Here is a 21,075-nt window from a genome sequence, read left to right on the forward strand (position 1 = left end):
GAACTCCTGTCAGTCGAGTTTCTTGTTCACGTCCACCAGCAACGTTTCGATTTCCTTGCGGCGCCCGGCATCGGCGAGCTCCCGGCCCGGACGTGGCGCCGCTTGCAGGGCTTTTTGCAGCGCTGTCCGGGCTTCGCCGTAGCGCTTTTGACGGTAGAGGTGATCACCCCAGAAGTACAGACTATCGATGCCGTTCGGGTTGAGTTGCAAGGCCTGTTTGAGTAACAGCTCGGCCTGGTCCGAGTCACCGAAACCGATGGGCCAGCCGGGAACGCGGTCGTACAGGGCGCCGAGGCTGGTATAGGCCGAGCCTTGCAGTGCTTTGGGGTCGAGTGCCAGCGCTTTCTCCAGATCGACCTTCGCGTCCTTGACCTTGCTCAACGCACCCAGGCCGCCTTGGGCTCCGGCCCAACTGCTGGTGACAATACCGGACCAGATCCAGGCTTCGGCCACCGATTGGCGCTCCCGGGTAAACGCAGCAGCCTGGGTGGCGAGCTTTTCAAACGCTGCGGTGCGTTGGTCAGCAGGCAGTTCGTATTGAATGTGCGCCCAACTTTGCTGGATGCCGGTCAGGCGTTGCTGGTCGGCGGTGTCCAACGCCCAAACGCTTTGGCTCAGCGCAGTGAACAGCAGGCAAACGGTAAATTTTTTCATGGCTTGAGGTTCTCGTTGTCGGGCTTTTGACTCAGGCGACGGATCAGCGGCAATTGCTTGCGCAAGCCTCGGTCCACCAAATTGGGCAGCAGGCTGTTCAGGCGCACGAAAAAGCGCTCCGGCCAGCCCAGATACAAATCACGACGGTCGCCGGCGATCGCGTGAATCACCGCCGAGGCGACTGTCTGGGGGGCATCGACATTGGATTTCAGAGCGTCATTCAAGGCCTGCGCCGCGGGGCTGTTCATGCTCGTGCGGGTAGCCCGTGGTGCAACGTAGAGAACGCCGACCCGGGTGTCCGCGAGCTCCCGGCGCAAGGCTTCGGAAAAACCGCGCAAGGCGAACTTGGTAGCGCAATAGCTGGCGTAACCGGGGTAGCCGATCGACCCATAGGTCGAACCGACGTTCACCACCATCGCGCTCTGGGCTTGCTTGAGCAGCGGCAGCAGTAACCTGGTCAGGCAGATCGGCGCGCCGATGTTCACCGCCAGCATGGCGTGGATGTCGCTGTCCTCCAGTTGTTCAAGCATGGCGAAGTGATTGACCCCGGCGGCGTTGATCAGCAGATTGACTCCGCCAATGGCCTCCGCCGCGGCCAACACCTTGCGCCGGTCGGACAGAACGGTCAGGTCCGCGCCGATCCAGCACAGGTGCTGCGGATAGCGCGCGAGCAACGGTTCCAGGGATTCGCGATGCCGGGCCACCGCCAATACGTGTGCACCGCTGGCACACAAGGCTGACGCGATCGCCAGGCCAATGCCACCGCTGGCACCGGTCAATACCACGCGAGCTTCAGACAGGCGCATGCCGGTTCTCCCCATCGCGCGGCAGGCCGCGGAACATATCGGTGTAGAGCGTGTACACCACTTTGGAGGCGTGAATCACGGCCGCCTGATCCGCCGGATCGTCGAGGGTATTCATCAGCCGGCGATAGGTCTGCATGTGTTCGATGTCTAGAGAGCCATGGGAGCTGAGGTAGCTGAAGGCGCTCTCCGGCAAGCTCAGCCGCTCGCGAATGCTGTCGGCAGCGTGGGTGGCCAGGGCGATGCTGGTGCCTTCCAGCACGTTGACCATGCCGAACAGGCCGACCGGGTTGTCGCGCGCAATCAGGTCGTAAAGAAAGCTGACCATCAATTCAATCGGCATGGACGGACGACCGTCGCGCACCGCGTTCCTGTCGCCGCCGCAGGCTTCGATATCGTCCAATACCCATTGTTCGTGACCGTATTCGTCCTCGATGTACTCGCACACCGCTTTGCGCAACCATTCCAGGCGCGTCGGCAGGCGGGCGCCGCAGGCCATCATCAACGGCACGGTGTGGCGCACGTGGTAATAGGCTTGCGCCAGGAACGCGCGATAGCTTTCCAGGCTGACCTTGCCTTCAAGGGCGTCGCGGATGATCGGCAGATTGAACAACGCATGGCGTTCTTGTTGCGTGGCTTCTTGCAGCGTGTCGAAAAAACTCATGATGCGGACACCTCGGAAAGTGCGGATTCAGTCAGTTGCGCCCGGTAACGCTCGACGATGGCGTCACGGCGCGGTCGGCCATTGGCAGTGAGAAGGCCATTGGCGGGGGTAAAAGGTTGATCCAGGCGGGTCCATTGATGGACCTGGGCGTAATCGGGCAAGGCTTCGTTGGCCTGTGCGACGGCGGCGGCCAGTTCTTCGTCGGTGCAATCCGGTCGATGGGGCCAGAGCAACGCGTGGTTGCGCGGCATCGCTTCGCCGTAGACGAAGGCCTGGGCGATATGGCGGCGCTGGGTCAATTCGGCCTCAACCCATTCCGGATTGACGTTGCGTCCGAAACTGGTGACGAATTGGTGTTTCTTGCGCCCTTTCAGGTAGAGAAAACCCTCAGGGTCGAATTCGCCGAGATCGCCGGTCGGCCACCATTCATCGGTGTGTGGCACCTCACCCAGATAACCGAGCAGGCTCGCGCCCTTGACCAGTACTTCGCCATCCTGTGCCAGGCGAATCTCCACGTGGGGAAGTGGCTGGCCGACACTGCCGGGGCGGCGGGCCTCGGGCCGATTGAGGCAGACCACCGAGGCGCACTCCGACAGCCCATAACCTTCGTACACCGGCAGACCGATCCGTTGCGCACGGTGCAGTAATTCTTCGCTGACCCGTGCCCCACCCACTGCGGCAAAACGTAATGGATAAGGATTGAACGCTTTTTGTTCGGCGGCACTGACCAGCATCAACAGCAGTTGCGGCACCAGGATCAGGCTTTCGGGGACACGGATGGCCAGGCATCCGAGCAGGCGTGGCACATCAACACCGCTGGCGCCCTGAATGCCCAGGGTTTGCTGACTGGGCAGGCTCAAGGTCGCACCGGCATACAGCGCGGCATAGCAACCGAGGTTTTCCAGCAGGATCGCCAAGGGCAACAAGGCCAGGTGATGTTGCGGGTCAGCGGGTTTGCTCGCTTGATCCAGTTCGCGTGCGACCGTTAACAGACTCTCGGCACTGAGGCACACGCCTTTGGGCGTACCGGTGGTGCCGGAGGTGAACGTCAGTTTGGCGGTCCCTTCCGGCATGCGGTTTGGGCCGCTGAAAGTACGGCGCCAGAACTCGCCGTTTTTTTCGTACCCGGCGCGTTGCAGTTCGTCTTCCAGTTCGGGCTCGGCAATCACCAGCCCGGCCTGGCTCTGCTCCAGGCAATGGATGCGTTGAGCCGGACTGAAAAAAGGCGGCAACGTCAGGCAGGTCAGGCCTTCGAACAGCGCGGCCAGATCCCAGAGCATCGCTTCGACGCCATTGTCCAGCGCCAGGGCAACCACCTTGAGGTGTTCATCGCGCAAGCGCTGCTGGCGATACACCACTTCGGCGTACAGCGTGGCGTAATCTACTTTCAGGTGATCGCCCCACAAGGCAATGGCACTGGTCTTGCGCTCGGCATGGCTGCGCAGGGTTTGTTTGAACCGCTGCAGTTCAGGCGACATGACTGGATTCCTCGATGGACAATGGCAACCCCAGGCGATTGAACATGCCAATGTTGCGCAAATGGATGAAACCCGCGCGAATGTTACCGACGTGCACCCAGGGTTTGCTCTCGTAGTAACTGCCCCAGCTGTGACGGTCATCGCCCAGCCGCGAGGGATCGGCCGCACACAGGGTGACGGGCTTCAGGCCCAGGCGATGAAAGCTGTTCACCAGGCCGATATTGCCGGTGAACGCCACCCATTCCAGACCGCCCATCGCCAGCAGGTACGTGATGGCGATGATGCTCAATCGCGCACTGCCGGTGTCGCTGGCGGCCAGATTGCCGACCTCGACGATGCCGGAGCGATCCACGGGACGGTCGGCAGCGGCACTGATCAGCGGCTCGATCGGCTCATCCAGATAACGTTCCAGAAACAGCGATTCAGTGTTGGCCAGACGCACACCGGCCACCGCACAGAGCGTGCCTGTCACATCACTCATGCCGAACAGTTCCGGCATGAAATGGCGTATGTCGGCGCCGTGAGCCTTACGAAAGCGTTGCTGAATGAAGGCTTCGAAGACCGGGCGTGCCAGGGTGTCAGGCAACGCTCTGGCCAGACTCATCGGAGGCGTTTCCGCTTGGCCGAAACACAGGGGTAGAGGGATATTCCATTCGAAATCGGGCATTGGAAGACGCCTCCCGGGTAAGTGTGGGAGGAGTATCCAAGGCATTTCTTAACGGAATCTGAAGGTGGACTGAAGTCAGGACCGAGGCTGTCTTCAGATTGCCTTAAGGCTTGGAAGGCAGAGTTTTCGCCACTTGGCTCAGCAGCCAAACCAGCATCTGGCTACGTGAATGACTCACCAGCCATGACAATCCGCAAGAGGCCCTATATGACGAGTCACTCGGTACCACAGCGGTACGCAGCACTTTCGATCACCTTGCACTGGCTGATGCTCGGGCTGTTTGTTGGCGTCTATGCCTGTATCGAGCTCAAAGGCTGGCTCCCCCGCCAGCATCCATTGAAGGGTCCGTTGCTGGGCACCCATGCGCTGTTCGGACTGGCGATCTTCTCCTTGGTATGGGTCCGGTTACTCGGTCGTTTACAAAAACACCCGCCCATCTCGCCCCGCCCGCCTGCCTGGCAGACCGCGTTGGCCCACCTGACCCATCTTGCGCTTTATGCGCTGATGATCGCGACACCCCTGCTCGGCTGGCTGATGCTCAGTGCAGCCGGAAAACCGATACCGTATTTTGCTTTCACGCTGCCCTCACCCATCGCAGTCGACCCCGATTTGGCGAAGCAGTTGAAATATTGGCATGAGTGGGTCGGCACCGCCGGGTACTGGCTGATTGGCTTGCACGCCTGCGCAGGCGTTTTCCATCACTACTGGGTGCGCGACAACACCCTCACACGCATGCTGCCCAAACGCTTCCTGCCCTAGCGCCAGGCAACCGAACAAAATGGTGCCGATCCAGGCTGTGATTTAGCGGATGCGATGGCGGGAAAAATTTTTTTGATTGCGGAAAAAACTAAGGGCTTGCATGAGAAACCTCATGCAAGCCCTTGATATTCATGGTGCCCGAAGCCGGAATCGAACCGGCACGCCCTTACGAGCGGGGGATTTTAAGTCCCTCAAACCGGTTACTTTACGCTCTATTTATTTTAAACAAAACAACCAGATTTGAGCGTTCCACTTAAAATGCTGGCGAAATACGGGCGAAATCGACAACCACAAAAACAATCGATAACTTATTAACCAGTTTTGTCAATCCCACGACGGAGTTGGCGTTACTAAAAAGTTATCAAATTTCAATCTTGGCGCGAGGGACGAAATAGACTATGTTACTAAAATCATAATTGGAGGCGCCATGGGCAACGAGAATAGCGGAAGCAGCAGCACATTTGAGATGGTTTTTAAGAAAAAGGAAATCGACAAGCTTCCGTTGTCCGCTAAAGGCGTCACCCTTTTCTATCGAGATACAACCGAAGGCAGCGACCTTAGGTTGAAAATCGGTGTGACTAAAAAAAGCTTTTACGTGAACGCTCGCAGGAGTGTCGGCAAGAAAAACCTGATCAACAAAATCATTCCTCATGATCCCAAAAATTACGATCTGGACGACCTAAGGATTGAGGCCAAACGCCTGCTTTCTACGTTGGAACCTGGAGAGCTGCTCGATCAAAAAGGTGACGAGTTCACCATTAGGCAAGCCTTTGAAAAATGGAAAGGCGTGTACGGTGTTCTTAGCGTAAAAAATGAGAAAGGTAAAACCGCCGATTATTACAAAGAGATGCTAGGCGTACTGAATCGATACGTGCCTGACTGGCTAGATCGCGATCTCAGAGAAATCACAGAGGCTGAGTTCCTTGAGAAATACAATGAGCTATCTCCTAAGGGAATTTCACCCGCTCGAAAAGTGAAAGTGGTGCTTTCGGTCTTAACTGAGTTCGCCATGGCGACCCGTAAAAACCAAGGATTTCACAATTTTACGAGCATCATCGCTGCTCTCAACAAAGACGTTCCTCAAAAAAGGAATGAGTACAAAATCACGGACGACGACCTTGGTAAATTCATTCGTGCAGCCCTAAAATTGCGTGACAACCCTCCGGAAGGCATGAGGAGCACGAATCAGCTTCAGCGTTGTATTAACCTGCATCTGCTACAACTTTTTTCCGGAATGCGCCCAGGTGAATTGAGAGCCACGCCGTTAGAAATGGTTTACACGCATCGAAAAAGTTTTGTTTATGACAGGGCCTACGCATTAGCTGTCAGGAAAAGTGGGCAGGAAATCGAGATTCCGCTCAGCGACGTGGCATGGACATTTGTCGAGCGAGAGTACAATCCCAGCCACTCTATGCTCTTTCAGTCCCCTACAGAGCCCACCAAATCGATAGCAGAGACCAGCGCTCGTGAATATCTCAAGCTGATTTTTGATGAAGCAGGACTAGCGCGCTATCCAAAAAAGGCACTGAGGAATATTTTCCAGCAGTTTTGCAGGAGCGCAGAAATACCGTTGCACGACTGGAAAGCTCTTGTAGATCACGTCCCAAAGCAGAAGGACGTAACGGTCGCCTACACATACGATGATCCTGAACACTTGCGCAAACAAACGCAGAAGATTACGGACCTCATCCTTGAAAAGGCTGGTCTCACAAAAGATCTGTTTGGCCTGAAACTGGAAGAAACAAACAAGTTCAATGAGCTGATGAAGCTCTTGGCAGAGTTTTCACCGGAAGAACTAAAAAAACTTGGACTTCCGAGCAAAAAAGACGAAACAGTCTAGTTATTATATTGACAAGTAAATAAAGCGTTGTCATAATAGTAACTGTTAGATAGATTTGTGTTTTCTGATTTATTGGTTTGGCGACCATAAAGGGCTCTCGGTGAGAGCCCTTTTCTTTTGCCTGCAATTTAACTTGGAACACCGTGCTCAATCTGCCCAATGAGCCGCAGGATCGAATTGGCCTCTACTTGGGTGCTTACTAGGTCCAGGGGCTTGCGGCCACCGAGGCCGATCTGTCGGGCTTGAAGCCAGGCTTTTGCTGACAACCCATCGCCTTCGAAGAGTTCGAGTGCAGCAAGAATAATGGTAGCGAGACGGAAGATTGAGTCGCTTTCGACGGTATTGAACCGCCCTGCCCTAAATCGTCTGATCAAGGTTGTGTTGCTCAGGGAGATGGCCTTGCCGAGAGTTTGAGTGTCGATTTCGATGAGTTGGGAAAGGGCTTGAAGGGTTTTGATGGAGAAGCCCTGGTGCAGCTGGGTGATCAATTCCGGCCCGGATACTGGGATGCCGAGGCTATCCCAGGGAGTTGGAGCTGGTGATGCCTGATCAGGCTGGTAATGCCTCATGCTGTGCCACTCGCGCTGATTTTCCTTCATGAATCATAGCTTTCAATTCATTCATCTTGCGCTTATTTTTAGCCTGAAGGTCCAGATCAGGAATAATATTCTTTTGAACGTATCGATTGGCCATATCAAAAAGAGAGGAATCAATCTGATAAATTCCAGCTGATTTACTTTCGCTTGACGACATTACAAAGCCGAGAAACTTTAATATGTTTTTTGCAGCTACGTATCCGCCACCAGCGACACCTTTCATTTCAAAAATTGTCCTGGTTAATAGCGTGAATTTGCTGATGGACACACCGTTCCATTTGAGCTTACTAGACTTCAACTTCTCAAAAAACCCTGTAATCGACTCCGTATTATAAACTCCGCTCTTCGCAAATTTTACTACTTCGCGGAAAAGCTCAGCCTTGACGAAATTGGCGTGAGTTTGTTTAGATTCACCTGCTAAAATTTCACACTTTTTGATCAGCTCCACTCCATTTTTATTCAAAATGAAATCTAGTTCTGCTTCTGTAAACTCACCTTTTGTGTTCATCAACAGAGCGGCTTCACTCTTCTCAATTAGCCAATCGTCAGCCAAAACAACGCCCTTATTCCTTTTAACAGCTCTTAATTCAATCAGTTTCTTTTCATCAAGAAATTGGTCATTTAAAAAGAAATTCATCTTTTCTTCCGAGATGATTTCCTTCTCTTTCTTAATAAGTTTCGACTCACTGCGAGCAATCTTGGCATCATGACTGAGGACTTCCATGTCAAAACCCAACGCCTGAACTGCTTTATGGATGAAAAACTCATAATTGTTGCGAGAGTAGTTTTCCAAGGCGATCATTTTGCATATTGCTTTGCCGGTAGGATTTTTTACAAAATCATAAGCCGCTGTTAACGTTTTTGATACGTCGAAGGCTTCGTTTTGTATCTCATTTGCAGCCAAGTTGAATGCTACGCTGAGTTCATCTTCTGGTAGATTTCTCTTCGCAAATCTCAAATCGTAAGCAATGTTTACACTTTCAACTGCGCGAAATCTCTTGATGCTCTGAATCACGCTTGCAGGTGAAACCGTGCCGCAGCAATGCACCAATACGTTTTTGAAATCTTGCAGGTTACATGCCCATCCAGGCCCAATATATGGACTGCAAATTACGACATCGTAACAGTCTAAGGAATCGGGCTTTCTTGAAACCTCTATCACACCGTTAGCTGTGGCATTGCCTTCGGAACTGTAGAGATAAATCGCATTCAGGCCAGCTTTTATGAATGCAGCCTCAAGAGCTTTCCCGTCCTCAATTTTCCCGTCGAAGAAATAAGCAGATTTAACGCCGTCAGCTTTTCTCAATTTAACGATTGCTGCAAGTTCCGCAACTTTAGTACCTATGAAAACTTTTATACTGGAATAATCACTCGACGGAGTTGTCAGAGCAGGAAATTTTTTCCCAGTAAGACTCTTAATGATATCGAGATAGTCTTGGCCAAGTTGAGCGTCAGCAAGCACAACAGTCTCTGCACTTTTAATTGCATCAAAAATAATCTCCCAGCCAAACACTTTATCGTGCATGGAGCCTGACAAAAACGCGCCGCCATTCACCTGCTCTATAAGCCTCACAACCTCATCAATAAACAGGATTTTGTTATGCTTTCTGAGTTCAGCGTACTGCTCCATTACGAATGAGTTAGCGGTTGTACGGAGGCCTTTTCTTGGAGAATCCGTGTCGATTAACGATTGATAGTGTTCGGCTGTGCCAACGTATTTATCGAGCAAAGATTTCAATGGGGCCAAGTAGACTGGCATTTTGTCGTTCAGCATCGCATCTGCGAACCAGGGCTCGATGCATTCAACGTTTTTGCCAGCTCCCATTTGAGCTACGAGAGCCAGCGAACTATTGAGTGCTAGACCCTTGTAATCGACGACCTCAACCTCGTTCGGTTTGATCATCCGGCTAACTTTTGCCGTCGTCGTTAAATCGTGTTTCTTGTATTTTTTAGACAATAATGAGGTGATTTCATATACTTGTTTCGAATTCTCGATAATACATAGCAATGTATGTAAGTCTTTTTTATGGGCAAGTCTGTCGAGATCGCTGAATATTTGACGCGACGCCTTACCTGCCTCGTGAATGTTTTTTACACTCTCTATTTTTTGCTGGATCAGAAGCGCATTTTTTTCAAAAACTAGGGTCTTCAAATCGTCACCGATGAGGTCCATTCCGGACTCCAAGGCAATAAGTGCAGTACGAGCGCCGGTGTAGTGAATGCAAAAGTGGGTGCGATCTGAACCGAGAGAATCTACCTTTTCTTGCAGCAGATCCGAATCAGAAAAAACGGTGAAGGTGGCGTGAGGTGAACGGATTGATCCGTCAAGGGTTAAGACTTCCATGGTGTTTCCTTTTTATAGATTTATCGTTGGCATTTACAGTATAACGTCTTGTAATTTACTTTGCAAGTAAATAACCTTTCTTTTGCAGATTTATTAAATTTATTTTTCCGAAAACCCTTCTTTCCTTCTGAAGGCCAGGAAAATCAAGGCTTACAGCGCTTTCAGCGCTAAAGGGGCCAGCGGGGGTGGCTGCGGTTGCAAATAGGGGTGACATTCCCCTTTTAAATCAGTATGATCCGTCGCTGCTGCAAGGCATGCGGGGTTGGCGGAATTGGTAGACGCATCAGACTTAAAATCTGACGATCCACGATCGTACGAGTTCGATTCTCGTACCCCGCACCAACAAACACTCTCCTCCCTCCTGCACCACCCCCGCTGGTCCCCTTCAGGCGTTAGCCTGGGCTGCTTTCACTCCTTTCTTCCTCGAAAAATCAAAATCTTTTCTTAAGAGATTTATTTTACTTTTCCGATGGCTGAAACCCGCTAACCACGTGGCCTCCAGCCGATTTTCGAGCCAAAATTTTTGCAAAATAAAACACCAAAATAGCTCTCCACTCCACCGTCCAAATGTCAGCCAGGTAAACAGTCGCCGCCACCCTTACAAGACGCTATAATTACATAACAAAAGGAGATGTTATGGTAATTTTAGGAATAGACCCAGGGCTCAGTGGAGCCATAGCCATTTTGGACGACGGGCAGCTGGTAGAAATCGTTGATATCGAAGCCGCAGAAAGCCGCATAAATTGCGCGCACCTCGCCTCATTAATACACAGACACCAACCAGAATTCGCAACTTGCGAGCTTGTCTCGTCCAGACCTGGGCAAGGAGTCACGTCAACGTTTACGTTCGGCCACGCCTTAGGATCAATCACAGGTGTCCTAGCGGCCCTCGGTGTTCCGTACCTGCTGATCCGACCTCAAGCATGGCAAGGCCACTTCGGCATCCAGTCCAGCTCCAAAGACAAGGGCATTCATAAGCAAGAAATCGCCGACCTCGCTCAAAGTCTCTACCCTGCGGCCTCTCTATACGGCCCCAGGGGCGGCCTAAGAGACGGACGTAGCGACGCCCTTCTCCTTGCGCATTATGGCCATCTACATCTCTCCGGCAGCACGCCAGAAGCCCTGGTTGAATCGCATAAACCGAAGCCCAAGAAAGCGACAGTGCGAAAGAAGAAACCCAGAAAATCCACGGCCTCAGACTCCAACACTGTCGTCCTATAAAAGAAAAACCATTGCCCCCTCCATATGCTTCAATTCACTGAAATTATTGGAGGACGAAATATGGCAATGGAATGGCTCGGAAGCGTTGTCAGCGCTGTACTCAAGAATGCACCAGGACCGATGCTCGCCATTGGCATCGCAAGTGGCCTTGTCCTGTTCTCACCAGACACTTTGATTGAAAGCCTTGGGATGGCAGCCATCCGCGTAGAGCACAAGGCAGAAATCGGCGGCGCCTTCCTTCTTTCTATTGCGTACCTTTCCGCAACAACGATGCTTTGGCTCAAGGACGTGATTGCCAAGGGCTGGAAGACCCGATCCGCCCGACTCGTCCGAGAACAACGTCTCCGTGAACTGACGCCTGCCGAGAAGAGTTACCTAGCGCCTTACGTACTTGAACACGAAAACACTCGCTACTTCGAACCGGAAGACGGAATCGCTGGTGGTTTGAGCGCAAAGAACATGCTTTACCGTAGCTCCAACGTCTTCAACATGCTCCAGGGAGTACCATTCAACATCCAACCCTGGTGTCGGGATTACCTCACTGCGCACCCTGAGCTGCTTGAGGGGGCTGCCCCACCGCTACAGACTGGCCGAAGAAGACGTATCTAATCCGCTTCCTCTTTTTGTTCTAGTGACAAATCTGTCCAGTACAGATTTATGCAATAACAATTAAAAACATACATTGCGCTATAATATCTTTACTCATATATATGTGGTTATAATATGTGAGAGAACAATATTAAGAGCGCCCATAATGTCAGAACCAAAATTCAATCAGGCTTTCGGAATTACAGAATTCAAACACGTTAACAACATCTCAGATATTCAGCCGTCTGTAGCTGCTAAAAAAGAAATTCGCTTCTTGGCTCAACCCAACGGCGTAACAGTCGCCTGCTACATGTTTATGGACTCAAACACCTTCGATTCTGCGGAGGCACTTGAATGCCGTGGAATCGCGTTTGACCGCAACGGTCTGATCATCTCTAGACCACTGCATAAGTTCTTCAACATAGGTGAGAAGCAATGGCTTACCCAAAACATGCTGGTCGGGCGGGACGACATTGCGGCGATTTTTGAGAAGCTGGACGGCAGCATGATCGCGACAGCCTGGGTAGAAGGAGCCCTGCATTGGCGCTCAAAGAAATCGTTCGATTCGGAGGTGGTATTGCTGACGATTTCTTTCCTTGAGCAGCCTGAGAATGAGCACATCAAATCTTTCGCTCAGGAGGTTGCCAGCAACGGGATGACAGCGATCTTCGAGATCACGCATCCATACGCCCAAATTGTTGTCGCGCAGGATCGCCCTGCTCTGCGTTTGTTGCACGTTAGAGATAACACGTCGGGTCAATACGTCATGCTTGATCCAGGCCACTCCATTCACGCGCTCATTGAACGCTTCAATGTGCCAATAGTTGCCAGGTACGACGATATATCGCTGTCACGCGCTCTGGTGTCTCTGGATCGCATGCAGGGCCAGGAGGGATATGTGGTCCAGTTCAAGAATGGCGACATGGTGAAGCTCAAGTGCCCTTGGTATCAGCGACTGCACAATAACGTCTCAATGATGAGGGAGCGGGACATCGCACGCCTTGCCTTGAATGAGGAGTTGGACGACGTAAAAGGCGCTCTGGTAGAAGTTGGGATCGATCTTAGCGGTGTCAACGAGGTCGAGTCTCGCCTCAAAAACATCTTGGCAGCCGTGATGGATGAGGTTGATGAGATCTACGAAAAGGGACGCCACCTCTGCCGAAAAGGCTTTGCGATTGCCAACAATGGACACCCGCTGTTCGGTTTAGCTATGCAGCGTTACCAGGGCAAAGAGGTAACTCTCATCGAGTGGTACTCCCGCAGTCGTCTCAAGCAGGATTTTGGTTTCCGAAACCTGGGTAACGGCGCCTTGGCGGACGAATGTCATCAAAATTTAGATATTTAGTTTACCGTGTATTAATGACAAATCTGTTAAGGTTGGTTATACTGTAAATACATCAACTCGGAAGCGAAAAATGGTAAGCAGTATTGAGCAAACAGAGACCGAATCAACCTCCTGTACCGAAAAAGAGTGGTCCCTCTATCTGAAGCGTTTTGGGTCAGTTTGGCTATATTACAAGGATTTAAATATCAGAGAGCCGGAAATTTTTAGTCTAGTGCGTGAGAGCGTCATTCAAAGTTATCCCGAGCACTGCTTGCTAATTGAATGCAGCATTGATCATGAGGAAATATCAGGTAAATTCATATTTCTTGACGGCATGGCTCGTTTACTCATAGATGTCACCCCGTCTGGTAATACCACCCTACAACAATTGTATGCGTTCGCAGAAATGTATGTGCATCAGGAATCAGTAGAGGAAGCAAAGCAATATCTTACAGCCCAAGAAGGAAGGAACGAAAATGCTTAATAAAGACTTTATTGAATACTCAAATCTAACTTTGTTCAATCGCGAAACGACAAGCTCTGAGCTGGAGTCGTTCGCACTTGAGTTTATCAAGCAGGCCTATGGTGAACCAAATGCGTAAAAAATATATAGAGCCGATTGAGCATACAAGTCTTACCATGTTCGACCGTGACGGCATAACCACTGAGTTTGAAGGCAATGAAATGAATGTGCTTTGCCTCTCTGCATGCTCAGACATTTATGCTGACAGCGTAAAAATTCGACACCGTAAGACTGAAACTTCGGATATGCAATATCTAAACGACGTTATTAAGTGCTCATCTCTACTGGTTCACGTGGATGATGAGATCAACCACATCGAATCCGACATATATTTATACCTGAACTCTGACGGGTTATTGATTGGATATAAGGTAGATGAGGACGTTCTTCACCAGTCCTCTATGGACTCCTTTTATTATCGCAATCACAAATATGTGTGCTGTATTGTGCTAGGGTATTTGATTTATATTTGCCAACACAACCTACCGCTGGCATCGATAGGCGCCGCATTCAGCAGCTTAAAAACATACGCCTTAGCTGCTCATCAAGAGATCGCAAATGAGTTCAGATTCGGTGGAACAGGTGGAGCCGAACCCAAAGGAATCATCGGTGGACGCTAATTAGCTCATCGTTTGCGGCCAAAGCCCCTCCCAGCAACACCCGCCCTTCCCCCACCCTCTGGACCACTTTGCGTCCACACCCGCTGCCTGGAGCCCTCCAGCAGCCACCGGGTGTGGTTCTTGTCCGTCTGCTTGTGTTTGATGACAACTGTTTGAGTTGTTGCCAAAAATACTTTCTTAATTATGTTGAATGCATCAACTTTGGCCCTGAACTCATTGAGCACCAATTGCTAGCCAATAATTGCGAACATGTCAATTGTTTTTATCAATTAAGTTCGATATAATGTAAGTAGTCACCGAATCTTTATTGGCGCAAACAAGAAATGCTAAAAAACCTCAAGATATATACGGACTTCAATGGCGCGGAGCTTGAGAAGAATCCTGATCTGTACGCAGTTTGCACTTATGCATTCACCAGAGATATAGGCGAACTGATCGAAAAGGTTCGCATCGAAATCAAATACACAAACGGCGACATTTCCCAGCGAGTAGTCAAGCCGACGAAAACCGAGTATCTCGTGACGATGTTCCATACCATTACGCAAAAACGCCATATGAACGACAGAACGGTTGAGTTCGTATACAACCGGGTGGCTGTAGATTTGATGTCTATCTTGGATGTCATTGGCGATACACCTTTCCATCGCGAATTCCTAAATCAGGTAGGCTTCCACGAATGAACGTGCGTGCAGAAGACATCAAGCATAAGCAGCTACCCGTCTATTTGATTGAGCACTTCTGCACGCCCGTAGATTTTGAGCGCAACCCCATCACAGGTAATGTCAAAGCTGATCTGTTTGATCCTGAGCGCGTCCTGGCTACGTTTGGGCTTATTGAGCTGCCTGGGGTTGAGGCTGATCCCAAGGCTGTTCGAGGGCTTCAGGCGCATCTTCGCGTGGCCGATCATCACGAAGTCAGAGAAGACTGCTGCGTCGAGTGGGTTGAGGGTAAACGAAAGTACAACGACTTTAGGGACTTCCGAATCGAGTACGGCTGCCGTGCAGAGATCAAAGGCTACTGGACCACCATCACCTTCCCAAACGGCACCAAGAAGCGCATGCGCAACGACACGGGCCGTCTGCATCTCTATAAGAGCCCGACCAAGTAGCACCGAAGCAAATCCAAAAAAATAATAACAAAGGATGAAACACCATGAAGCTATTGCTCCCCCTACTCCTCGCTCTCCCGCTGGCTGCACAGGCCCTAGAGACATCCGTAGACCCATACATTCAGTCAAACGTCTCGTTCTGTGACGCACGCCTGGAGGTCGCTCAGCTGACGTTCAATTTGTATGACCGGGGTGAATTCCTGGCCATTCAGCAGCGGATCGCACGGCACGATGAGTTTGCTGATGAAATGCAGAAGGCAGACAAGTACAGCGGCAAAGGGTACAAATACCGCCAAGAGTACTTGCTCAATGCATTCAATGACTGCATCGATGAACGAACTCAGAAGTTTGTGAAAATAGTCAAGAAATAATGCGATATATTGACTGATCTACGTTATTATCTGTTTAAGTATGTTATACTGTAAGTACAAAGACAGATAATAATAAGGAAAAGTCGATGGAACACTCAATTCGCGTTAGTGCTGAACTGATTCTCTCAAAACTCGTCGAGAAGTTTCGCCTAAATCATAGCGAAATGTTGAAAGACAGTCGCTTTGCAAAGTACGAGACTCACTACGCCCTGATATTCAACACTCGGAAATTCAACATCACAACGACGATCAAGCTCAATCTCGATTTCTCCCTGATCGGCGTCTATACCTGGATTCCTGAAGAGTCCAAATCTCGCATCAACGACCCGCTGGATGCCCGTGACAGGCTCAACACACGCTTTCTGGGCTACCTTGAAGCCATTGTCATGCCTGGCCTCAAGACCGCTGGAGTCGCAGCATGAGCAACATTATCAACTTCCACGATTTCCGCGAGAATCAATTTGCATCCCGTTTGGCTGACATTCTCTACTCTGCATACGAATCCAAGAATCCTCAGTTCATGAAGCTCGCGATTGATCTCTGCACAAAAGCTCGCGATCACGGCGTCTCTGATTCAGAGATCAAAAGCGTAGAACACCAGATCAAAGCATAAGACCCCGCTGGCCACCTTCCCTGGCGATAGCCGGGGTTTGCTGTTTTTGTCATCAATACAAAATCTCATAGTTACACTTTTCTCATTGTTACAACTTCACTCTTACACTTTTCTTTGTTGCCAAATAGGCAGTTGACAAACTTCCAATCATTGCTATTTTCTGCCGTCTATTCATGGGAGAAAAAGATGGACGAGATTGCCGAGCTGTTTCCCGATATCTTTGATGGCGTGCATGAATTCAAATTTGAACGACACATGCATTCTGAGTTGACGTTCGACTTTGTGCCATTCGATTACAAGCTTAAGCCTCCACTTGAGTGCTATGAACTAACTTTAGACAGGGTATGGATTCAGAAGAACATTGGTATGTACGGGGCCTGTAATGTCTTTGTCCCATTCGAAGGCTTTGCCTTTGAGTTCCGTATTGGATTTCCAGGCGGTCAGCCTCATGTGTATTTTGAGGATGATGTGGAGTGTTCGGAGTGCGGATCTTGCAACCAGATCGAACATAAATATGTTTTCAAAGCTTACTGCTTCCTTTCGCTGGGTGTTCGCTATTTCTGCATCGACGAAGGCAACGGAGACATTGTTGACCCCCAACATAACCTGAACGTCGCAGAATTTGCACAAATGATCCGTAGCATTCTTGCGAAGAATGAAAAGCTCTTAAATTGCTATAACTTTATCAGCGAGTAATTTATAATTATCAACAAGTCAAGGACGACGGAGTTGATAATGACTTTACCGGTACAAATTACAGCAGATCAAAGGGCGCTTGTTGCAGAGCTGGCAGGATATGGCCTAACTTGGGCGCAAATTGCATCAGCTTTGAAGCTAAACGTGCGCACTCTCCAGCGGCACTGCCAAGAGGATTACGACAACGGCAAGAATATCGCCATCGGTATGGCTGCTGGGCAGCTCTATAAGAAAGTAATGTCAGGTCACCCTGCGTCAATTTTCTTCTATTTGAAGACGCAAGCTGGATGGAAAGAAACAAATAAGACCGAGCTTACTGGTGAAAATGGAGAGGCCATTAAGACAGAAGGTACTGTCGAGCTTACGGATCGTCAAATAGCAGCCATTAGCAGAGCCTTTGAGAAGGAGTATTAAGTGTCTGCCTCGGCTGCCGCTACTGCCTCTGCTCGGGCCATTGCAAAATACAAATGCGAAACCGACTTTCTCTTCTTTGTTCGTTATTTCTTCAAGAAAAGAGAAGGCAAGAAATTCATAGTGGCGGAGCATCACCATGAGATCGTGTCTTATCTCATGCGTTGTACCGTCTCAGATATCACACGCCTTATTGTTAACATGCCGCCCCGCTACGGCAAGACAGAATTGATCGTAATTATGTTTATGGCGTGGTCGATTGCTTGCAACCCAAGAGCCAAGTTCATTCATTTGAGTTATTCGGATGAGCTTGCCCTCGATAACAGCTCGAAAGTGAAGGAGATAATCCTCTCAGATGAATTCAAGGAGCTTTGGCCTGAGGTTCAGCTCAAGGACGACGCCAAATCTAAGAAAAAGTGGTACACGACAGCCGGTGGCGGTGTGTATGCCACCTCCTCGGGCGGTGCGGTTACAGGCTTCGGTGCTGGATCAACCTCCGCAGAATCCGATGGAGCCGACGAGGACAAGTCTCACCTGGAGGAACTGAAGGCTCTTGGTATTGAGCTGGAATGGCTGGATACCGAGGCAGAAGACGGCAAATTCTACGGAGCAATCATTGTCGATGACCCAATCAAGCCCGCTGACGCCGAGTCTGCTGCTCTTAGAAAGACGATCAACGGCAGGATGGTCAATACCGTAGGGAGCCGCGTAAACAGCCGGAAAACCCCGATCATCGTTGTAATGCAGCGTCTTCACGAAGAGGACACCACCGGTTTCCTGCTGGGAGGAGCTACAGGCGAGAAATGGGAGCACCTGGAGCTTCCGGCCCTGCGGGAGTGCGAAGACGGAACGCTAGTCGCCCTGTGGCCGTTTAAGCACACGGTAGAAGAGTTGATCCGGATGCGTGATGCCAATGGCTACGTGTTCTCCGGTCAGTACCAGCAGCGCCCTACTCCTGAGAATGGTGGAGTAATCGAACTAGGTTGGTTTCAACGTTACACGGAGGAACCTGCTGAGTTCGATCAGATCGTCATATCCTTTGATACCGCGCAAAAAGAGGCAGAGATAAACGACCCTTCAGTAGCCTTGGTGCTCGGTAAATTCCGCAAGCGCTGGTATCTACTAGATGTATGGAGAAAGCGTGTTACGTATCCAAATCTGAAGCGGACAGCGTACGCACTCTGTGAGCTTCACAAGCCAGTGGCTGCCCTCGTGGAAGACAAAGCCAGTGGTATTTCGCTCATCCAAAACATGCGTGAAGATGGGATGCCAGTGATCAAGATGGAGCCGGGTGGGGTTTCCAAGGTCATCCGGATGATTACTGAGGCGCCACTGCTTGAGGCAGGACTGATACTTCTGCCCGAAAAGGCGACATGGCTCTACGATTTTGAGCAGGAATTAACCAATTTTCCTCTCGCGAAGCACGATGACCAAGTGGACGCGCTTAGCCAGTTTTTGAAATGGACCCGCAAGGCCACCACGTTCGAACAGAACCTTGTGATCGAGCTGCCAGATGACGACGGTTATGACGACTTCGACGATGACTTTTGATTATTTACATTACCGTGTAATAACATCATAATACGCAAATATTCTAGAGAGAACGTAATGTCGAAATACATAAGCACCTTCCGACGAGGGGACACCAAGCAAATTGCCGTAAGCCGCACAGGCACGGACAGCTCCGGCAGCCCTGTACCCGTCCCATTTCTTGCTGGTTCGACGATCACATTTTCTATGATGTCAGACATCGATCAGGCCCTACCGACGCTCCAGTTGGTTCACCCGGTCGGCTCTGGCCCTCTCGACAACCTGGAGGCCGGGATCTGCATTCTTTCTTTGTCTTCAACCAAAACAGCCACCCTGGAGCCCGGCAAGTACTACTGGGATATCCAATTGCTGGAGGACACGCCGTTCGGGTTGGCAACAACCACGCTGGCCCCTCCTCCGAGCGACTGGAAGGACCGAGTTGAAGTGGTGGCTGATGTCACTGTTTGAGCGCAATGAGTGAGTTTTGAAGACAAAAAAGCAGTTGGGTTTGAAGACAAATTTAACCGCCCTGGACGGGCGAATTGGACCAGCAGGTTGAAGGCATGGATAGCGTTTCAGTAATAGAAAAAACACAGGAAATGGCGGTATCGATTGGCAATGTGCTCGTCGTCGCGGGCAAAAAAGGAGACTCCGGCGCTGCTGGTGTGGGCGTTGATGAGATCTTCGTGAATGAAGCTAAAAACCTCATCTTCAAGCTCACGGACGGAAGGCAACTATCCGCTGGATACCTTCCTGCTGGGGCCATCGGCCCGCAGGGTGGTCCGGGACTACCGGGACGCGACGGTCGCGATGGTGCCAATGGCAAAGGCATTGCCAATATATCGATTACTGACGGACAGCTAATTGTTGCCTTGTCTGATGGAGCGACACTTCCACTAGGAAACGTGAAGGGGCAAGACGGCGCCAATGGCTCGAACGGCATCTCCGTGATTGGGGCTGGCATCCAGGCATCCGGCGACCTAGTTTTCGAAATGAGTGATGGCTCTTTCCTGAATGCTGGTCCTATCTCTGGCGGAGGCGGTGGTGGCTCAGGATTCGTCGCAGGTCAAATCAGTCAGTTCGTGAAAGACCAGGAATTTCCATGGCTCCCCTGTGATGGAACGCTGTTCGAAATGAACTGGTATCCAGCACTGTCAGGAAGCGAACATCTAGAGAAAGTGCCCGCTGGCTCGATCTGGTATACGAATTTTCAGGGCTCAGCGATTGCTCCGGAGCAAGCATGGGCAGCTCAACTCAACACGTTGCTCATCGAAACACCTGGCGCTCTGAATTTCCTCTCGCCGCGATCCCTTGCGCTCAACACAATGTCGGCGGATATGACCACGTTCACACAGCGCGAGTTGAGCATCTTTTCTAACCTTTCCGCCTATCCAGCAGTATCTGGAGATCCATCGGTGGGTGAATTCATCTCTGGATACGCTCACAGCGGCACTCGGCATGTATTTCTGAGCAATAAATTCGGCACGTATGGCGATTACAAATTCGAAATCGCTGTCACTGATGACCTTGTGAATTTCAGCAGGATGGTCCTGCTCAGCACGGGCAGCGAGGACATTAACTCTGGCAGCCTTTATCACGACGGAGCGGCCTTCTTCGCATTTTTGGGCGGCAAGGTCTATACATCGGCTGATGGTCTTGTATGGGTGCTCGTTACAGATGCTGCCCCTTGGGCTCCATTCCTTTACGACATTCCTAACGGTATCTCTCGCACAGATTCCGGCAAATTCTGCCTGAGCGCCGGAGCACAGCTTTTCATCGCGAATGGCTTGGATAAAGCCTCACTAGACAACGCGTCGATAAGCTACATCGGCCTTGTTGCGACGGAAAAAGTGTTCTGCATTGAGAACAAGGTTTACCTAACCAACCTCACCAGGGCGGCTGTTCATGATTTTGATCTGGGCTATTCCCAGCAGATCACCCTGCCCCAAGTCTTCGCTTCAGCTCGGCAAATTGGTAACTCCATCCTGCTTTCGACCGAGAGCGGCGCAGTCTTCAAAACTTCGAATTTCATCAGCTTCGAGCCGATGCAGTTGCTTACCGACCAAAACTATTCAGCTGCGTACAAAACCGTTCAGTTTCACCCTCGCTCAAACGGCACCTTGTCACTGACCAACGGATCGAATAATCGCGAGTTAAAGCTTCATTCAGTTGTGCTCAATGAGATGGAAAAGTGGCGAATGCCGAACATCCCCGCTCAGTCGGGCGCCAAGTCTTTTATAAAAGTTCAGTGATCATGGAGGATCA

Annotated in this window: 23 protein-coding genes and 1 tRNA gene; 17 read left to right on the top strand and 7 right to left on the bottom strand. The window is 50.7% G+C overall.

What is annotated here, in order from left to right; genetic code table 11:
- Window positions 1-9: 9 nt before the first annotated feature.
- The 5 genes from J2Y86_RS04420 to J2Y86_RS04440 are packed head-to-tail and all read right to left on the bottom strand — an operon-like array spanning window position 10 to window position 4,266.
- A complete protein-coding gene (locus J2Y86_RS04420) occupies window positions 10-654 on the bottom strand; it encodes a tetratricopeptide repeat protein (protein ID WP_253428468.1) in 645 nt (214 codons plus the stop codon).
- Complete coding sequence (locus J2Y86_RS04425; RefSeq protein ID WP_253428470.1) at window positions 651-1,460, bottom strand: SDR family oxidoreductase; 810 nt, start codon at window positions 1,458-1,460, stop codon at window positions 651-653. The genes J2Y86_RS04420 and J2Y86_RS04425 overlap by 4 nt, the downstream gene beginning before the upstream one ends.
- Window positions 1,447-2,121, bottom strand: a complete 675-nt coding sequence (locus J2Y86_RS04430; protein WP_253428472.1) for a TenA family transcriptional regulator — start codon at window positions 2,119-2,121, stop codon at window positions 1,447-1,449. The genes J2Y86_RS04425 and J2Y86_RS04430 overlap by 14 nt, the downstream gene beginning before the upstream one ends.
- Window positions 2,118-3,599: an AMP-binding protein gene (locus J2Y86_RS04435; protein WP_253428475.1), complete on the bottom strand. Its 1,482-nt coding sequence runs from the start codon at window positions 3,597-3,599 to the stop codon at window positions 2,118-2,120. The genes J2Y86_RS04430 and J2Y86_RS04435 overlap by 4 nt, the downstream gene beginning before the upstream one ends.
- Entirely contained in the window at window positions 3,589-4,266 is a 678-nt protein-coding gene (locus tag J2Y86_RS04440) for a thermostable hemolysin (RefSeq protein WP_253428476.1), read from the bottom strand. Before J2Y86_RS04440 ends, J2Y86_RS04435 begins: the two co-directional genes overlap by 11 nt.
- A gap of 207 nt (window positions 4,267-4,473) precedes the next feature.
- On the opposite strand from J2Y86_RS04440, the gene J2Y86_RS04445 reads away from it, so the two are divergent.
- Both J2Y86_RS04445 and J2Y86_RS04450 read left to right on the top strand, forming a co-directional pair.
- Complete coding sequence (locus J2Y86_RS04445; protein ID WP_253428478.1) at window positions 4,474-5,025, top strand: cytochrome b; 552 nt, start codon at window positions 4,474-4,476, stop codon at window positions 5,023-5,025.
- 427 nt (window positions 5,026-5,452) lie between these two features.
- Entirely contained in the window at window positions 5,453-6,865 is a 1,413-nt protein-coding gene (locus J2Y86_RS04450) for a hypothetical protein (RefSeq protein ID WP_253428480.1), read from the top strand.
- Window positions 6,866-6,993: 128 nt separating this feature from the next.
- On the opposite strand, the gene J2Y86_RS04455 is transcribed toward J2Y86_RS04450, so the two are convergent.
- Together J2Y86_RS04455 and J2Y86_RS04460 are read right to left on the bottom strand one after the other, a co-directional pair.
- Entirely contained in the window at window positions 6,994-7,464 is a 471-nt protein-coding gene (locus tag J2Y86_RS04455) for an antitoxin Xre/MbcA/ParS toxin-binding domain-containing protein (RefSeq protein ID WP_253428482.1), read from the bottom strand.
- On the bottom strand, window positions 7,415-9,805 hold the full coding sequence (locus J2Y86_RS04460) for a hypothetical protein (protein ID WP_253428485.1): 2,391 nt from the start codon (window positions 9,803-9,805) through the stop codon (window positions 7,415-7,417). The genes J2Y86_RS04455 and J2Y86_RS04460 overlap by 50 nt, the downstream gene beginning before the upstream one ends.
- Before the next feature lie 256 nt (window positions 9,806-10,061).
- Here J2Y86_RS04460 and J2Y86_RS04465 point away from each other — a divergent pair.
- The 15 genes from J2Y86_RS04465 (at window position 10,062) to J2Y86_RS04535 (ending at window position 21,062) form a co-directional block, all read left to right on the top strand.
- Window positions 10,062-10,147, top strand: a tRNA-Leu gene (locus J2Y86_RS04465).
- Between the two features lie 939 nt (window positions 10,148-11,086).
- Window positions 11,087-11,635 carry a superinfection exclusion B family protein gene (locus tag J2Y86_RS04470; protein WP_253428487.1) on the top strand — a complete coding sequence of 183 codons (549 nt, stop codon included), beginning with the start codon at window positions 11,087-11,089 and terminating at the stop codon, window positions 11,633-11,635.
- A gap of 145 nt (window positions 11,636-11,780) precedes the next feature.
- Window positions 11,781-12,959 (top strand): RNA ligase, encoded by a 1,179-nt coding sequence (locus tag J2Y86_RS04475; RefSeq protein WP_253428489.1) that lies wholly within the window; start codon window positions 11,781-11,783, stop codon window positions 12,957-12,959.
- Window positions 12,960-13,029: 70 nt separating this feature from the next.
- Window positions 13,030-13,422, top strand: a complete 393-nt coding sequence (locus tag J2Y86_RS04480; RefSeq protein WP_253428491.1) for a hypothetical protein — start codon at window positions 13,030-13,032, stop codon at window positions 13,420-13,422.
- 110 nt (window positions 13,423-13,532) lie between these two features.
- Window positions 13,533-14,081, top strand: coding sequence for a hypothetical protein (locus J2Y86_RS04485; RefSeq protein ID WP_253428493.1), 549 nt, complete (start codon window positions 13,533-13,535; stop codon window positions 14,079-14,081).
- 323 nt (window positions 14,082-14,404) lie between these two features.
- Window positions 14,405-14,761: a hypothetical protein gene (locus J2Y86_RS04490; protein WP_253428495.1), complete on the top strand. Its 357-nt coding sequence runs from the start codon at window positions 14,405-14,407 to the stop codon at window positions 14,759-14,761.
- The gene (locus J2Y86_RS04495; RefSeq protein WP_253428497.1) at window positions 14,758-15,189 is read left to right on the top strand and encodes a hypothetical protein; all 432 of its coding nucleotides are present in this window, start codon (window positions 14,758-14,760) and stop codon (window positions 15,187-15,189) included. The genes J2Y86_RS04490 and J2Y86_RS04495 overlap by 4 nt, the downstream gene beginning before the upstream one ends.
- 44 nt (window positions 15,190-15,233) lie before the next feature.
- Complete coding sequence (locus J2Y86_RS04500; protein WP_253428500.1) at window positions 15,234-15,560, top strand: hypothetical protein; 327 nt, start codon at window positions 15,234-15,236, stop codon at window positions 15,558-15,560.
- A gap of 86 nt (window positions 15,561-15,646) precedes the next feature.
- Entirely contained in the window at window positions 15,647-15,982 is a 336-nt protein-coding gene (locus J2Y86_RS04505; protein WP_253428502.1) for a hypothetical protein, read from the top strand.
- Window positions 15,979-16,173 (top strand): hypothetical protein, encoded by a 195-nt coding sequence (locus J2Y86_RS04510; RefSeq protein WP_253428504.1) that lies wholly within the window; start codon window positions 15,979-15,981, stop codon window positions 16,171-16,173. Before J2Y86_RS04505 ends, J2Y86_RS04510 begins: the two co-directional genes overlap by 4 nt.
- A gap of 186 nt (window positions 16,174-16,359) precedes the next feature.
- Window positions 16,360-16,869 (top strand): hypothetical protein, encoded by a 510-nt coding sequence (locus J2Y86_RS04515; RefSeq protein WP_253428506.1) that lies wholly within the window; start codon window positions 16,360-16,362, stop codon window positions 16,867-16,869.
- Window positions 16,870-16,908: 39 nt separating this feature from the next.
- Complete coding sequence (locus J2Y86_RS04520) at window positions 16,909-17,283, top strand: hypothetical protein (protein ID WP_253428508.1); 375 nt, start codon at window positions 16,909-16,911, stop codon at window positions 17,281-17,283.
- A complete protein-coding gene (gene terL / locus J2Y86_RS30255) occupies window positions 17,284-18,831 on the top strand; it encodes a phage terminase large subunit (protein ID WP_253428509.1) in 1,548 nt (515 codons plus the stop codon).
- A 57-nt stretch (window positions 18,832-18,888) separates the two neighbouring features.
- Window positions 18,889-19,278, top strand: coding sequence for a hypothetical protein (locus J2Y86_RS04530; RefSeq protein ID WP_253428512.1), 390 nt, complete (start codon window positions 18,889-18,891; stop codon window positions 19,276-19,278).
- A 74-nt stretch (window positions 19,279-19,352) separates the two neighbouring features.
- Window positions 19,353-21,062: a hypothetical protein gene (locus tag J2Y86_RS04535; protein ID WP_253428514.1), complete on the top strand. Its 1,710-nt coding sequence runs from the start codon at window positions 19,353-19,355 to the stop codon at window positions 21,060-21,062.
- The last annotated feature ends 13 nt before the right edge of the window (window positions 21,063-21,075 follow it).

This window comes from Pseudomonas migulae (assembly GCF_024169315.1).
Lineage (GTDB): Bacteria > Pseudomonadota > Gammaproteobacteria > Pseudomonadales > Pseudomonadaceae > Aquipseudomonas > Aquipseudomonas migulae_B.

Coding starts and splice junctions, on each gene's coding strand:
- J2Y86_RS04440 (WP_253428476.1), bottom strand. CDS start 4,266: ATGCCCGATTTCGAATGGAATATCCCTCTACCCCTGTGTTTCGGCCAA.
- J2Y86_RS04500 (WP_253428500.1), top strand. CDS start 15,234: ATGAAGCTATTGCTCCCCCTACTCCTCGCTCTCCCGCTGGCTGCACAG.
- J2Y86_RS04505 (WP_253428502.1), top strand. CDS start 15,647: ATGGAACACTCAATTCGCGTTAGTGCTGAACTGATTCTCTCAAAACTC.
- J2Y86_RS04420 (WP_253428468.1), bottom strand. CDS start 654: ATGAAAAAATTTACCGTTTGCCTGCTGTTCACTGCGCTGAGCCAAAGC.
- J2Y86_RS04485 (WP_253428493.1), top strand. CDS start 13,533: ATGCGTAAAAAATATATAGAGCCGATTGAGCATACAAGTCTTACCATG.
- J2Y86_RS04425 (WP_253428470.1), bottom strand. CDS start 1,460: ATGCGCCTGTCTGAAGCTCGCGTGGTATTGACCGGTGCCAGCGGTGGC.
- J2Y86_RS04490 (WP_253428495.1), top strand. CDS start 14,405: ATGCTAAAAAACCTCAAGATATATACGGACTTCAATGGCGCGGAGCTT.
- J2Y86_RS04480 (WP_253428491.1), top strand. CDS start 13,030: ATGGTAAGCAGTATTGAGCAAACAGAGACCGAATCAACCTCCTGTACC.
- J2Y86_RS04470 (WP_253428487.1), top strand. CDS start 11,087: ATGGCAATGGAATGGCTCGGAAGCGTTGTCAGCGCTGTACTCAAGAAT.
- J2Y86_RS04445 (WP_253428478.1), top strand. CDS start 4,474: ATGACGAGTCACTCGGTACCACAGCGGTACGCAGCACTTTCGATCACC.
- J2Y86_RS04460 (WP_253428485.1), bottom strand. CDS start 9,805: ATGGAAGTCTTAACCCTTGACGGATCAATCCGTTCACCTCACGCCACC.
- J2Y86_RS04510 (WP_253428504.1), top strand. CDS start 15,979: ATGAGCAACATTATCAACTTCCACGATTTCCGCGAGAATCAATTTGCA.
- J2Y86_RS04530 (WP_253428512.1), top strand. CDS start 18,889: ATGTCGAAATACATAAGCACCTTCCGACGAGGGGACACCAAGCAAATT.
- J2Y86_RS04435 (WP_253428475.1), bottom strand. CDS start 3,599: ATGTCGCCTGAACTGCAGCGGTTCAAACAAACCCTGCGCAGCCATGCC.
- J2Y86_RS04430 (WP_253428472.1), bottom strand. CDS start 2,121: ATGAGTTTTTTCGACACGCTGCAAGAAGCCACGCAACAAGAACGCCAT.
- J2Y86_RS04475 (WP_253428489.1), top strand. CDS start 11,781: ATGTCAGAACCAAAATTCAATCAGGCTTTCGGAATTACAGAATTCAAA.
- J2Y86_RS04520 (WP_253428508.1), top strand. CDS start 16,909: ATGACTTTACCGGTACAAATTACAGCAGATCAAAGGGCGCTTGTTGCA.
- J2Y86_RS04495 (WP_253428497.1), top strand. CDS start 14,758: ATGAACGTGCGTGCAGAAGACATCAAGCATAAGCAGCTACCCGTCTAT.
- J2Y86_RS04515 (WP_253428506.1), top strand. CDS start 16,360: ATGGACGAGATTGCCGAGCTGTTTCCCGATATCTTTGATGGCGTGCAT.
- J2Y86_RS04455 (WP_253428482.1), bottom strand. CDS start 7,464: ATGAAGGAAAATCAGCGCGAGTGGCACAGCATGAGGCATTACCAGCCT.
- J2Y86_RS04450 (WP_253428480.1), top strand. CDS start 5,453: ATGGGCAACGAGAATAGCGGAAGCAGCAGCACATTTGAGATGGTTTTT.